This is a genomic window from Desulfocastanea catecholica, assembly GCF_054657295.1.
The window spans coordinates 132,313-146,040 of the sequence record NZ_BAAHYZ010000007.1 but is presented as its reverse complement, the minus strand read 5'-3'; the positions used below and the strand labels follow the sequence as shown (position 1 = coordinate 146,040).

The following is a 13,728-nucleotide window of genomic DNA, read 5'->3' as shown; positions in this document are numbered from 1 at the left end:
TTTCAGTCTGCCTCCTTCCAGAGGGTGAGGGCCTGTTGGTAGATCTGCGACCGCGACAGGCCAAGATCGGCTGCCAGGCGCCGGCTGACATCTTTTAAGGACAGATCGGAGTTATCGCGGTACCAGAGAAGAAGCTCTTCCACCGTCTGCCCCTGTACTTCTTCCTGCACGCCAGGCCAGATAATGACGACAAATTCCCCGCGGTTTCGGCCTGCCCGGCTTTTGGCCAGCAGCTCGCTCAGTGTGCCATGCTGCAGATCTTCAAAGGTTTTGGTCAGTTCTCGCGCCCAGAACGATTGTCGTTCCCCGAGGGTTTCCAGCGCGTCACCGAGGAGTGACTCGATCCGGTGCGGCGATTCGTAAAGGACGATTGGGTGTTCACTTGCCGCCAGGGAGGCGAGCAATTTGCGTCGCTGCCCTTTTTTAGATGGCAGAAAACCGACAAACAGAAAGCTGGTTGCAGTGATGCCGGAGGCGGAAAGGGCGGTCGTCAAGGCCGATGCCCCGGGCAGCGGCACCACGGTCAAGCCATGTTCGTGGGCCAGCTTGACGACAATTGCCCCCGGATCGGAAATGCAGGGGGTTCCGGCATCACTGACCAGGGCGATATTCTGCCCTTCCTGCAGGCGATGCACGATCTCTTCACTCCGTTCCAGCTCTTTTTCGCGGTAATAGCTGATCAGCGGGGTATGGATGCCGAAATGGTTGAGCAGTATTCTGGTATGCCGGGTGTCTTCCGCGGCAATGAGGTCAACCTCCCTGAGCGTGCGAAGACTGCGCAGGGTAATATCTTCAAGGTTACCTATCGGGGTGGGAACGATATACAGCGTTCCGGATTTCTTGTGTCCAGCGGAGGGCATAGAGGCTCACTTATGGTAAAAGGTCAAAAAAGGAATGTCGTACAGTATGCTCAATCAACGGAAAAATTGCATCTGCTTTTCTTGACGGATACGGAAGAAATGTATATGAATATGTGATCATATACTAACAAGGAGAGAACATGCAAAATGATCGGTGCGGCAGTCGCATTATCCATCAGGAAAAAGTAGATCTGGCCAGGTCTCACGATCTCCAGCCTGCACAGGTTGAGCAATTATGTCAGCTGTTCAAGGCCTTTGCCGAGCCGGGCAGATTGCGAATTCTGCATGCCCTGCTGCAGCAGGAAATGTGCGTCTGTGATCTGGCCGCGCTGCTCGAGGTGTCCGAGTCGGCGGTCAGCCATCAACTGCGGCTGCTGCGCACCATGGGCATGGTCGTCAACAGACGGGAGGGTACGGTCCTGTACTACCGTCCCGCGGACAGGCGATTGATCGAGTTGATCAGCTTTGCCGGTTCGCTGCTGCAAGGTCATCGATAAAAAATCCAGGTATATTTTTACATTTTTACCACACAGGAAATGTGTTTCATCTGAAAGAGAGGACTACTATTTTGCAATTATTAATACAATTACTCCTGGAAATCTGGCATATTCTGCTGGACTCATCGTTTTACATCCTGATGGGTATAACCATAGCCGGTTTATTGCGGGTAATCCTTAACCCCAATACCGTCCTGAATCACCTGGGGCGAGGGCGATATAGTTCTGTCGTCAAGGCGGCACTGCTTGGCGTGCCGCTGCCGCTCTGATCGTGTGGTGTGCTGCCGGCGGCAGCATCACTGAGCAAGCAGGGCGCCAATAAGGGCGCCGTCAGCGCTTTTCTTATCTCCACCCCCGAGTCCGGGGTGGATTCGATCGCCATCACCTACGCGCTTCTCGATCCGGTGATGACGATTGTTCGTCCGGTCGCCGCGTTCCTGACCGCAATGGTTGCCGGGCTGGCGGAAAACCTGTTCTTCTGGCAGAAAAACAAAGCGGAAATAGCGGTGGATCGCAGTTGTCCGGTAGACGGCTGCTGCGATGGGCTTGACTGTCCCGAGGAGGTCCATGCCCACCATCATAGCCTGGTCGAAAAACTCGTCGCCGGGGTGCGTTTTGGCTATCGGGAGGTATGGGGAGATATCGTTGGCTGGTTTTTTATCGGCGTCTTTCTGGCCGGCTTGATTACCACCCTCGTCCCCGACGATCTGATGGCAACCCTGCTCGGCGGCGGACTCAGTTCCATGCTGGTCATGCTTGTGGTCGGGGTGCCGCTCTATATCTGCGCTACCGCCTCAACACCTGTGGCCGCGGCGCTGATCATGAAAGGGGTCAGTCCCGGCGCGGCGCTGGTTTTTCTGCTGGTCGGTCCAGCCACCAATATTACATCCCTTTCCGTTTTAATGGGTATCCTTGGGAAAAGGAGTACGCTGCTCTATCTCACTGTTCTGTCCGCATGTGCAGTACTCTTTGGTCTTGGTATCGACATGTTATATCACATGGCGGGCATCTCCCCCCGGGCCATTATCGGCGAAGCCTCGGAGCTGGTTCCGGATACGGTCAAACTGGCGGCGGTTATCCTGCTGCTGGGCCTTTCTGTTAAGCCGTTGATGACAACAGTTCGGAAAAAGTTGAGGAAAAAGCCAGTGCCGACTACTTTTATCAGTCCGTTTCCATCTGTTGACAGGCCACTGAAAAGCAATGTGCACCAGGGACACAAAGAGGAAGAAGATCATTGTTCTTGTTGTAAATAACAAACTAATAGTTTGATGTTATTGAGTAGAGCAGTCATAATGCAGAGAATATTATTTGTCATTTTAAAAACGCAAGTAATTAATGAAGAGGAAAAATGAGTAAACATATCGGTATATTAACTGCGGGTGGAGACAGCCCTGGACTGAATGCCGCCATTCGGGCAATCGGTAAATCGGCTCTGGCTACGGGCAAGATGCATATTGTCGGTTTTCGCGATGGTTTCCGGGGGCTGATGGAAAACAGGACGATGCGTCTGGATCGAGAGACCCTTTCGTCGATTTTGACCAGAGGGGGAACAATTCTTGGAACAAGCCGTGATAAACCGCACAAGATGCCCGTCGGCAGTGAGGTAATGGATATGACCGAGGTTATCTGTGATAACTATAGACGGCATAACCTTGACGCTCTGATCTGCATCGGCGGTGGAGGGACGCAGAAAAATGCCTATCGTCTGGCCCAGAAAGGACTGAATATCCTGACTCTGCCAAAGACCATCGACAATGACGTGGCCATGACCGATGTAACTTTCGGCTTTCATACCGCAATGGAGATAGCCACCGAGGCCATTGACCGCCTCCACTCCACCGCCCATAGCCACCATCGCATAATCGTTGTGGAGATTATGGGCCATAACGCCGGCTGGCTGGCCCTGGGTGCCGGAGTTGCCGGAGGGGCGGATGTCATTTTACTTCCGGAAATTCCCTATGACCTGCACGCAACTGCCAACGCCATTCGCAAGCGCCAGCAGCGCGGCACCAACTTCAGCATTGTCGCCGTCGCCGAGGGGGCTCTCTGCGTTGATGATCATGCCGAATTAACAATCTTGAAAGATAAAAAAGCCAGGGCAAAGGAAAAAGGGGACAGCAAGGCGCTGAAAAAAGCGGAAGAGGCCTTACGGGAGTTTAGCCGCATACAGGGGAATAGTGCCCTCAAACTGAGCCAGGAACTGGAACTGATGACCGGGCTCGAGTCACGACTGACCATTCTTGGCCACTACCAGCGGGGCGGAACACCGTCTGCCGCGGACAGAATGCTGGCAACCCGGCTTGGCAGTGCCTGTGTCGATTGCATTGAAAAAGAACAATACGGTGTGATGATTGCCGTTCATGGAGAGGGTACAAAAAACGTTCCCTTAAAAGATGTTGTCGGTAAGAAAAAACTGGTACCGCCGGATCATCCATGGATTTGTGCCGCCCGTAATGTCGGGACCTGTTTAGGTGATTGATGCGCGTAGCTCTTTGTGCCGAACGCGCATCTTTTTTTGTAATTTATTTTCCTATAAGTATACTAAACAAAGGGTGAACAGGATTCATTGAATTTGGGCAGGAAGGAGAATGAGCGTGTCCGACGGGAGATGCCAAAGCGATTCATCCACTGGAACCAATAAGCGTATTTTGATTATCGAAGATCAGCCTGAAATACGGAGTATGCTGTCCAGGTATCTGAAAACTGTTGGCTATGAGACCAAGACTGCGGAAAATGGTTTAGACGCCCTTTTTCTCCTGGAACAATGGCCGGCTGCTCTGGTGACCGTTGATTTGAACATGCCGATCATGAATGGCCATGATTTTATCGAAAAAGCCGTGGTTCGGTGGCCGGATATACCTATTGTCGTGGTCTCCGGCATCGGTGCGGTTGATCAGGCAGTTGATGCCCTGCGCATAGGCGCCCGTGATTTCATTACCAAACCGATTGAGAATTTTTCCCTGGTAAAAAACACCATTGAAAGAGCGCTTGAGGCTGCCGAACTCATCAGGCAAAACCGCGACTATCAGCAGAATCTCGAGAAAAAAGTTGAACAGCGGACAATCGAACTGGAGGAGATCAAGCACCAGCTCCTGTATAGTCTTGGTAAGTCTGCCGAATACCGTGATAACGAAACCGGCCGGCACGTTATTCGCGTCGGCAAGATATGCCTGCTTCTCGCCAAGGCCATGGGCCTGGATTCTTTTTTGGCGAAAACCTTTGCTGAAGCGGCACCGCTGCATGACATAGGCAAAATCGGCATATCCGACACCATTCTTTTGAAACCGGGAAAACTGAGTGCGGAAGAGTGGCACCTTATGAAGAAACACTGCGAGATCGGCTGTGATATTCTCCGTCCTTATTCTTCCGCAAAAGAGCATGAAAAAGTCGATTTTGCCGAGATAATCAGCATGGCCGATGATATCCGAGAACTCACCTTGCTGGAGATGGCCATGGTGATCGCCCTTTGCCACCACGAGCGCTGGGATGGCCAGGGGTATCCCTGCAACCTGTCTGGCACAACGACCCCTTTAATCGCCCGAATCGTTGCCGTCGTTGATGTCTATGACGCCCTGGGCAGTGAGCGACCGTATAAAAAATCTCTGTCCGAGGACGTCTGTCAGAACATTCTCCTGGAAGGCCGGGGAAGTCATTTTGATCCTGAGATAATTGATGTGTTTTTCGCCAATATCTCGGAAATTCTGGCGATTAAGAAAGAGTGGATGGACTGAAATCGTTCACCGGTATGAAAAAATCAGAGCCGGGCAACGCCAAGAAAAATGGCATGCAAGGCAACAATGACGACGATAAAGGCGGAGCGGGCGGAATGCTCACTCAGGCCGGGAAAATGATAGTGCAGGTGGCCGTGCGGACAGGCGGCAATGCAGTCGCCGCACAAGGTGCAGTTAAGCCCCGCTTGGCGGCCTTCGATATCTCGGGCGGAGAGTGCTCCATAACGGCAGGAACGGCTGCAGATACCGCATGCGCAGCATTCGCTCTGCATCCGGATACGCCACGGATTCATTTTTCCAAAGATATTGGCAAGCAAGCCCATCGGGCAATAGGTAGTGCAGTGGGTCATCATGCCGGTGCGTCGTGACCAGATGAGCATGAGCCCAACACCGGCAAGACCGAAGACCGCTGCAGCAGCGATGGCAAAAGAGACCGGCAGGCCGCTTCTGCCAAGCAGGAGTGCCACGGCCAGCACCGCAAGACAGAGCAGCCAGCGCAGGGTCTTTGTCCATCCGGGCAGGGTACCGGCCCGGGGCTTGCCAGTGGCTGCCAGGTTGTCCCAGGCGCCGATATAACAGAGATGACTGCACCAGGCCGGGCCTACCAGAACCAGGGTGACGGCAAAGAGAATGAGCATGAAGAAGCCATCGCCGCGGTACAATGGACCGGCGGCGATCAGTGCCGGTATGGGGAGATGCAGATTGCCGGTCATTAAAAACCGTTCGAAGCCGACTAGTCCCAACAGGAGCTGGACAAAGAACGCCGCCGAAAAGATTGTCCAGATGGTACGTCGCCATCTGGCCGAATTGTCCGGCTGGAGCATCTTGCCGGCGATCCAGGCCGCGTAGCAGCCGAGCAGGATGACGACAATCCAGCCGCCGCTCGGGTAAAAGCGGTCAAAAAGAATAATGTCCAGCGATGTTTTCTGTCTGGCGCTGGCCAGACCGGCGACCGCCAGCAGGAAGGCCAGCCCCTGCACGAGACTGCCTGGTGTTTTGTTGCAGTAAGCCCTGCGTCCGTTGATCACGGCTGCCGTCAGACAGAGCAGGGTGACCGTGCCAAGTATTCCCGCCAGACGCACCCACGGCAGGTCAAGGACCATGCGTTGCTGCACCAGGGCCAGGGTGATGTCTGTCCAGAGCCAGGCGCCGAAAGCCAGCAGTCCGGCCAGCGCCCAGTTCTTCCAGGGTACCGGCGCGATGGCCAGAAAACCGGCGATCAGCCAGAAGACGGCTCCGCCGGGGCTGCCCATTCGAAAGGCATGGGCGGCGAGAAAAAGGACGCTGGGCAGTGTAAGGATCGTTGTGCTCATATTTTGGCCGTGCGTTGCAGGGATTCAAGTGCACTGAGTCCGGAAGACAAGGTTCCGCTGTTGTTCATCGTTTATATAACAAATATTTTCATGAAGGCATTGACCTGAGTCAAAAATGACCGCCGGAAACGAAAGAAGCTCTTCGCCCGGTGGTAGTGCTGCATCTTGAAAATAAACAGATATGACAAAGAAATAAATTCTTGTAGGATGTTTCGATGAATGGTTTCTTTATCAACCAACGTCGGTTTGAGCGAGGATTTTAAATGAGCACAATGACGAAGACTGCAGATCTTTACGATAAATATGAAGAAAAGCTACAGGTTTGTGATCCTGTGTTTCGCCATTTTGGCGGCCTTCGGTCATTTCACGGCCGGATAGCCACCCTGAAATGTTTTGAGGACAATTCCCTGGTCAGTGAACAACTCGGGCAACCGGGCGAGGGCCGGGTTCTCGTGGTCGATGCCGGAGGCTCGCGCCGTTGCGCCATGCTTGGGGATCAATTAGCCCAGAAGGCGGTTGACCACGGCTGGGCGGGTGTTGTGATGTTCGGATCTATTCGTGACCTGGAGGACATTGGCAAGATGCCGCTGGGCGTTCTTGCCCTGGCCGCTAGCCCGCGCAAGAGCGTCAAAAAAGGGGCAGGCACCGCAGGGATTCCGGTAATTTTTGCCGGGGTTACTTTCAGGCCGGGTGAATGGCTGTATGCCGACGCTGACGGCGTTGTCGTGTCAGCGGAACAGGCAAAATAACGCAGGGAATTGCGACATAACTGGGAGTTGGCCCCTGGTGAAAATTGAGGAAAATTATCAGGAACTGCCTATGTGGTGTCTTGTCTTTGTTTTTGTGCTGGGGATTCACCTGGCAGGCAGCCCGCCGGCGCACTGCTTCGAGCTGGAAAAACCGGAGTGCATTGCCCCGGCCAAGCCCGGCGGGGGGCATGATATCATGTGCCGGCTGCTCTCGGCATCCATCGCTGAATCGCTCTTGCTTGACATGCCCATTCGCTATATGCCGGGAGGTATCGGCGCCCTGGCTTTTAACTATGCCGTCAGCGTCCGGGCAAAAGACGCCAACACCGTCGTTGCCGTCAGTACCGGCACGGCACTCAACCTGGCCCTGCGTAAATTCGGCAGATATACCGAGGCGGATGTCCGCTGGCTGGGTGCCGTGGCTACCGATTACGGCATAATCGCCGTGCGAGACGATGCACCATGGCAGACCCTGGACGAGTTACTCGATACCTTGCGGCAAAAAGTCGAAACCATTGTCATAGGCGCCAGCGGTTCCATCGGCAGTCAGGACTGGATGAAGCTCGCTCTGGTTCTTGATAGTGCGGCAATCAATCCCAAAGCAATACGCTATATCGCCTTTGAAGGGGGAGGTGAAGCCTCCCAGGCTTTACTGAAAGGGCATATTCAGGTTTTTCCCGGCGACTTCACCGAAGTGGTCGAGTTCCTGGAGAGCGGGCGGATCAGAATCCTCGGCGTTTTTTCGCGGGACAGGCTGCCGGGAAAGTATAGCGTGATCCCCACAATCAGAGAACAGGGTTATGATGTGGTGTGGCCGGTCTGGCGTGGTTTTTATCTGCCGCCGCAGATTTCAAGTGTCGAGTATCACTGGTGGGTCAACACTCTTTATCGTCTCGAGTCATCGGGAGTCCTGGCCCGCGAAAGAGAAAAACTGCACCTGTTTCCCCTGATGATCATCGGCGAAGAGTTCAACCGGTATGTCAAATATACTGTCCGGCAGCAGCGGGAGTTTGGACAAAAATTTGGGCTGGTTCCGTGAGTGAGCGCTTTTTTATTCTGTTTTTATTTCTTGGCGGAGCTGTCTACCTCTATTTCGGGCTGAAGATTGAGGTCCCTTTTGCTTATGAACCGCTTGGCCCCCGGGCCTTTCCCGTGCTCCTCGCCTGCTGTTTACTGACGCTCTGCCTGCTGAGCCTGTTCTTTCATAGAATGTCAATTTTGCACCTCGAAAAGAGTGTTGGCAAACATGCCCTTGCTGTCTTGTTCTATCTGCTTTCCTTCCAGTTACTCGGGTTCATGCTGGCGACCACCATCTCGGTGTATGTCATCGCTCGTCTGGTCGGCAGCAGCTGGATGCAGGGACTCTTGACCGGCTTGTGTATCGCCATATTTTTTTATGGTATTTTTCATTTTCTGCTTGGGGTGCCGCTGCCGCTTGGCGCACTCTTTCACATGGGCGGTTAAATGGAAACCCTCCACTTCTTCCTGCAGGGACTGCTCGATGCGGCAATGCCGGTCAATCTATTAATGCTCGGCGTGGGCATGACGATCGGCATGTTCGTCGGGGCTCTCCCCGGTATCAGCGCAGCCAACGGCATTGCTCTCATGCTGCCGGTCAGTTACACCTTTGGCCTTGCCCCGGAAACGGCTCTCATCCTCTACGCGGCGATTTACTACGGGGCTAAATACACCGGCAGGATTTCGGCCATCCTGAACGATGTGCCCGGCGATATCAGTTCCTTTTCCACGAGAAACGAAGGCTACCCCCTGGCGCTCTCCGGGCATGGGGGAAAAGCGCTGGCATTGACGGCGGCGAGTTCCTTTGTCGGCGGAACGGCAGCCATACTGCTGTTGACCTTTACCGCCACTCTTTTTGCCGACATCGGCGACTCCTTCGGACCTGCTGAATATGTCGCGCTCATTGCCTTTGTCTTTGTGCTCATTCTCATCTTGTCCCCAACCCTTTTTATCAAAAACCTGCTGTCACTGTGCCTTGGCCTGATGATGTCCGTTGTCGGCCTCGACTGGGGAACCGGGGCGTTTCGGTATACCTCGACCATTCCTGAGTTGTTTGATGGTATCGATTTTATCATTGTCGTACTCGGTGTCTTTGCCCTCAGTGAATCGTTTTTACTCATGGAAAAACCGTCTGGTAACAGAAAAATCCAGGCAATCACCGATAAGGTGTGTGGTTTGTTGCCCGAGTTCGGTCGGGTGAAATGGTCTTGCCTGCGTGCTTCACTTGTTGGGCTGCTGATTGGCATTTTACCTGGCGCCGGCACCTATGTGGCAAACCTTGCTGCCTATCGGTTGGAGAAAAAATTGGCGGCTAAGGATACGATACCCTTTGGTCAGGGTAACCTCCATGGGCTCATAGCCCCGGAGGCAGCCAACAGCGCCTGCGCTCTAGGCGCCTTTATTCCCCTCATGGCTCTCGGCATTCCCGGGAGTGCCACGACAGCCGTCCTGCATGGGGCCTTGCTGCAGATGAATATTGATCCGGGTCCAGGTCTGTGTCTGACCCATCCTGAAATCATCTGGACGATGATTGGTTCCATGTATCTCGGCAATTTCCTGCTGCTGCTGGTTAACCTGAAGATGATTCGCTTTTTCCCCAAGCTGCTGGCCGTCCCCGGCTGGGTGCTCATGCCGGTGATTGTCGTGGTCAGTTTTGTCAGTGTCTATGCCATCAGTCAGAGTATGGTTTCCCTGTTGATCATGGTGCTGATCAGCTTTCTGGCCTATGGTCTCAGGAAGTTCGACTATCCTCTGGCGCCACTCATTCTCGGATATGTCCTCGGCAAGCCCTTTGAAGATAATTTTCGCATGGCGCTTACCCTCTCCGGCGGGGATGTCGGCGGGTTGCTGCAGAGCCCGGTGGCGGTCATCCTGTGGAGCTGTGTGCTCTGTGTCGTCCTGGTGAAAGCGGTGATGCAGAGACGAAGCCGTTCTCGGACATAATCTCTTGATACCTTTTGAAATGGTTATTCTCGGTTAACCTGCCAGGCGGTATTTTCGCTCGGGCCGTCCTTTGGTGCCATAATCGAGATGGATGGTAAGTATTCCTTCGGAAATAAGATATTCCAGGTATTTTCTCGCCGTTGTCCTGCTGACTCCAATAGCCTTCCCCATTTCCGTGGCACTCACCACCCTGTTGCTCTCCTCTGAAATTATGCTCAGGATCGATTTGAGGGTGACCGTATCAATGCCCTTGGGCACGTCGTCACTGCCCATGGCCACCGCCGGCGCCGATTTTCTAAACAGCCGGTCGGCTTCCTCCTGGGTCAGCGTTCCCGCCCTGCCCATCTGCTTCTTGTAGGAGGAGTAATGCGTAAGGGATTCCTGGAATCTCTCAAAAAAGACCGGCTTGATCATGTAATCGAAAGCGCCGCACTGCAGGGCGTTATGGAGCATTTCCACCTCCCGTGCGGCGGTGATGAGGATGACATCGGTGCTGTGGTGGCCGGCGCGCAGTTCCCGGAGAAACTCGATGCCATTTGATTCCGGGAAGTAGATATCGAGGAGAATAAGGTCCGGCTCAAGGGTCTCAAGCAGTAATCGCGCATCGGCAATACTGTTGGCGATACCGGTCACCTCAAAGCCGCTGACCTTTTCGACAAAGGCCTGGTGTGTTCTGGAAATCTTCTGGTTATCTTCGACAATGACCACTTCGAGGAGCTTCATGACCCGTACCTTTTTCTGGCTATGATGATTTCAAAGCGAGTACCATTCCCATCGCCCTGTTCAACCGTGATTGTTCCACCGAGTGTGTTGATGGCTTTTTGGGCCAGATAGAGCCCGTATCCCCGCTGGCTGCCGCTTTTGGTGGAGACACCTTTGTCAAAAATAGTGTCCAGCAGCTGTTCGTCGATGCCGTTGCCGGAATCCTCGACCTCAAAAATGAGGTCGGTGCCGAAATCGGACATAAAGAGACGGACTTCTGGTTTGTCGTTGCCGGCAACAGCGGCGTCAATGCCGTTGTCGATTATATTGCCGAGCACGGTCGTCAGGGTATGGCGATCGAGTTCGTCGGGAAGATCGATCATTCGGCTTTCCGGATCAATAATCAGCTCGACCTTCTGTTCGCTGGCGTACATGCACTTGCCGATGATCATTGAAGAGAGGAATCTGTCTGGCACATTTTCGGTGAGAAAGCGAATCAGTTTTCTCTGTCCTTTAGTTTCGTCGGCAATAAAATCGAGGGCATCGTCGTATGCGCCTATCTGCAGCAGGCCGACAATGGTATGCAGGGAATTGGCATATTCATGGGTCTGCGCACGCAGCATGTCGGAGAAGGTCTGGACCTGCGAGAGTTCCCGGGCGATAATGTCGATATCTTCCTTTTTTCGAAAAGTTACTACCAGCCCGTGCCGCTCTCCAACCGGCTCGACGTTGACGATAATCGGTATGCCGCCGAGGATAAATTCTCTGTCGGAAACCGGTTCGCCTGTGGTGAGAATATGTGCGGCATCGAGGTCGGGAAAAAAGCTGTTCAGGTGCTTGCCTTCAAGCTCCTTCTTGTCCTGCAGATGAAGGGTCTGCAATGCCGCTTCGTTGACCAGGGCTATCTTGCCGTCGGCATCTGTTGAAATAATACCCTCACGGATTGATTCGATAAGTGCGGTTCTTTCCTGGAACATATAGGCGATTTCTGCTGGTTCAAGGCCGAATATTATCCATTTGACGCCCTTGGCGATAAAAATCGCCGAGACCAGTCCCAGGGTTATAAAGACAAAGATGAAGAAGATGATCTTTTCGATATAATCATCAGAAACCCTGCGCATCAATTCAACCGGATATCCTGCCGAAACCACACCGATGATTGTATAATTGCGGTCCAGAACAGGGACTGAACCACGGATAAATGGACGGCCATTTTCAATAGTCCGTTGCGAGTAATCAGTGCCGTACTTCAGGGCCCTGCTGATAAGAGGATCACTGTTTTTTGTGCCGATTGACGCAGGGTCGGGGTGACCGAGAATGATACCGTTGCTGTCGGTGACGATGATATATTCAACGTCGGTCTGCATCTCAATTGTCTCGCTGAGGGCCTCGAACGAGCGCAGGTCGCCCGGGGTGGTCATGAAGTTCTGTCGCAGAAGAAGCACAGCGAGCTGTTTAGCGGTTTGAATGGCTCTTTTTTGCGTTTGTTTGTCGACGATGTCGAAGGTCAGCTGGGAAAAGATGGTGCCAATGGCCGCCAAGAGTACCACCACCAGAATCATGATGATAATGGTCACCGAGTCGAGCAACCGTTTGGGGCGTCTAAGCTGATAGAGATTGATGACGGCAGTCTTCATAGTGCAACTATAAAGAGAAAATGCATTTTTAGAAATTGGAATATTTCGCTGCCGGTAATTATCTGCCGACAAAAGTTACAAAAGTACCTTGAAAACACAAAAGCACCCTAAAGAAACCTTATGTTGACGCATTGTTGCAATATATTCATAGTGAGCCCTGACAGATAAAAAATCCTTATCGTTCTGCGGGGAACGGGGGCTTGCCCCCGGCGTTGATCTCAATCCAGGAAGCATTAAAAAAGGAGCACGTTATGAAATTACTGAAATTTGCTGCAGCAGCGCTATTTTGTACATCTCTTATCGTCGGCCCGGCCTTTGGCGCCGCAATTCAAAAACCTGAGTGTGTCGCCCCGGCCAAACCGGGCGGCGGCTTTGACTTGACCTGTCGTATTGCCATGCTGGGCCTGAAAGATCAGCTTCCGACACTCATGCAGGTGACCTTTATGCCGGGAGGAATCGGTGCGGTGGCCATCAATATGTTCAATACCACCCGCACCGATGATCCCAATGCCATCGTGGCTTTTTCTTCCGGATCCCTTTTAAATATTGCCACCGGAAAATACGGCAAGTGGACGGAAAACGATGTTCGGTGGCTCGCCTCCGCCGGGGCTGATTTCGGCGCAGTAGTCGTCAGGGCCGACTCCAGGTTCAAGACGCTGGCTGATTTGATGACGGAATTAAAAAAGGCGGAGAACAGTGTGGTCGTCGGTGCAGGCGGCTCGGTGGGTTCGCAGGACTGGATGAAGGCGGCACTGCTCATCAAATCGGTTGACAAAGATCCGAAAAAGATGCGCTATGTTGCCTATGACGGCGGCGGTGACGCCATTGCCGGGCTTCTCGGCGGCAGTATCGAAGTCTATACCGGGGATGTTGCTGAGATGGCCTCGCACATGGACGGCAGCATGCGCGTTCTCGCCGTTATGTCCGCCGATCGTCTGCCGGCGCCATTTGCTGAATATCCCACGGCCAAGGAACTTGGTTATGATGTCGAATGGACCATCATGCGGGGGTACTATATGGGCAAGAACGTCTCTGATGAGGCATATAACGCCTGGGTAGACGCCTTCAATGGTGTGTATGGAACGGAGGAATTCGCCAAGATCCAGAAAGAAAAAGGTCTCCTCCCGCTCAATATGGCCGGTAAGGAGTTCGATGCAGATGTCAAACGGCGCGTTGAACGGATGCGTGGCATCGCCAGGGAAGCAGGTTTGATCAAGTAAGATTTCGGTTGAGAAAACTTCCCCGGTCCGACATGTGGACCGGGGCTTTCGGAGGGAG

At 53.3% G+C, this 13,728-nt stretch carries 14 protein-coding genes; 10 read left to right on the top strand and 4 right to left on the bottom strand.

The features are described 5' to 3' along the window. Positions 1-2: 2 nt before the first annotated feature. On the bottom strand, positions 3-860 hold the full coding sequence (gene rsmI / locus ACYQ8U_RS08690; RefSeq protein ID WP_459945144.1) for a 16S rRNA (cytidine(1402)-2'-O)-methyltransferase: 858 nt from the start codon (positions 858-860) through the stop codon (positions 3-5). 140 nt (positions 861-1,000) lie between these two features. Here rsmI and ACYQ8U_RS08685 point away from each other — a divergent pair, with 140 nt between their 5' ends. The 5 genes from ACYQ8U_RS08685 to ACYQ8U_RS08665 all read left to right on the top strand — a co-directional run bounded on the left by ACYQ8U_RS08685 (position 1,001) and on the right by ACYQ8U_RS08665 (position 5,088). Continuing rightward, positions 1,001-1,357: an ArsR/SmtB family transcription factor gene (locus tag ACYQ8U_RS08685; RefSeq protein WP_459945143.1), complete on the top strand. Its 357-nt coding sequence runs from the start codon at positions 1,001-1,003 to the stop codon at positions 1,355-1,357. A gap of 71 nt (positions 1,358-1,428) precedes the next feature. Continuing rightward, complete coding sequence (locus tag ACYQ8U_RS08680) at positions 1,429-1,626, top strand: hypothetical protein (RefSeq protein WP_459945142.1); 198 nt, start codon at positions 1,429-1,431, stop codon at positions 1,624-1,626. Between the two features lie 9 nt (positions 1,627-1,635). After that, positions 1,636-2,610 carry an SO_0444 family Cu/Zn efflux transporter gene (locus ACYQ8U_RS08675; RefSeq protein WP_459945141.1) on the top strand — a complete coding sequence of 325 codons (975 nt, stop codon included), beginning with the start codon at positions 1,636-1,638 and terminating at the stop codon, positions 2,608-2,610. A gap of 95 nt (positions 2,611-2,705) precedes the next feature. Next, positions 2,706-3,836, top strand: coding sequence for a 6-phosphofructokinase (locus ACYQ8U_RS08670; RefSeq protein ID WP_459945140.1), 1,131 nt, complete (start codon positions 2,706-2,708; stop codon positions 3,834-3,836). A gap of 115 nt (positions 3,837-3,951) precedes the next feature. Then, positions 3,952-5,088, top strand: coding sequence for a response regulator (locus ACYQ8U_RS08665; RefSeq protein ID WP_459945139.1), 1,137 nt, complete (start codon positions 3,952-3,954; stop codon positions 5,086-5,088). Between the two features lie 23 nt (positions 5,089-5,111). On the opposite strand, the gene ACYQ8U_RS08660 is transcribed toward ACYQ8U_RS08665, so the two are convergent. Beyond that, positions 5,112-6,401, bottom strand: coding sequence for a 4Fe-4S binding protein (locus ACYQ8U_RS08660; protein WP_459945138.1), 1,290 nt, complete (start codon positions 6,399-6,401; stop codon positions 5,112-5,114). 272 nt (positions 6,402-6,673) lie between these two features. Here ACYQ8U_RS08660 and rraA point away from each other — a divergent pair, with 272 nt between their 5' ends. The 4 genes from rraA to ACYQ8U_RS08640 are packed head-to-tail and all read left to right on the top strand — an operon-like array spanning position 6,674 to position 10,111. Beyond that, positions 6,674-7,150, top strand: a complete 477-nt coding sequence (rraA, locus tag ACYQ8U_RS08655) for a ribonuclease E activity regulator RraA (protein ID WP_459945137.1) — start codon at positions 6,674-6,676, stop codon at positions 7,148-7,150. 37 nt (positions 7,151-7,187) lie between these two features. Then, positions 7,188-8,189 (top strand): tripartite tricarboxylate transporter substrate binding protein, encoded by a 1,002-nt coding sequence (locus tag ACYQ8U_RS08650; RefSeq protein WP_459945136.1) that lies wholly within the window; start codon positions 7,188-7,190, stop codon positions 8,187-8,189. After that, positions 8,186-8,614 carry a tripartite tricarboxylate transporter TctB family protein gene (locus ACYQ8U_RS08645; protein WP_459945135.1) on the top strand — a complete coding sequence of 143 codons (429 nt, stop codon included), beginning with the start codon at positions 8,186-8,188 and terminating at the stop codon, positions 8,612-8,614. The genes ACYQ8U_RS08650 and ACYQ8U_RS08645 overlap by 4 nt, the downstream gene beginning before the upstream one ends. Next, the gene (locus ACYQ8U_RS08640; protein ID WP_459945134.1) at positions 8,615-10,111 is read left to right on the top strand and encodes a tripartite tricarboxylate transporter permease; all 1,497 of its coding nucleotides are present in this window, start codon (positions 8,615-8,617) and stop codon (positions 10,109-10,111) included. A gap of 33 nt (positions 10,112-10,144) precedes the next feature. Here the strand turns inward: ACYQ8U_RS08640 and ACYQ8U_RS08635 are convergent, their stop codons facing one another. Both ACYQ8U_RS08635 and ACYQ8U_RS08630 read right to left on the bottom strand, forming a co-directional pair. Continuing rightward, positions 10,145-10,834 carry a response regulator gene (locus ACYQ8U_RS08635; RefSeq protein WP_459945133.1) on the bottom strand — a complete coding sequence of 230 codons (690 nt, stop codon included), beginning with the start codon at positions 10,832-10,834 and terminating at the stop codon, positions 10,145-10,147. Beyond that, positions 10,831-12,450: an ATP-binding protein gene (locus tag ACYQ8U_RS08630; RefSeq protein WP_459945132.1), complete on the bottom strand. Its 1,620-nt coding sequence runs from the start codon at positions 12,448-12,450 to the stop codon at positions 10,831-10,833. Before ACYQ8U_RS08630 ends, ACYQ8U_RS08635 begins: the two co-directional genes overlap by 4 nt. Before the next feature lie 251 nt (positions 12,451-12,701). On the opposite strand from ACYQ8U_RS08630, the gene ACYQ8U_RS08625 reads away from it, so the two are divergent. Then, positions 12,702-13,670 (top strand): Bug family tripartite tricarboxylate transporter substrate binding protein, encoded by a 969-nt coding sequence (locus ACYQ8U_RS08625; protein WP_459945131.1) that lies wholly within the window; start codon positions 12,702-12,704, stop codon positions 13,668-13,670. Positions 13,671-13,728 lie beyond the last annotated feature (58 nt).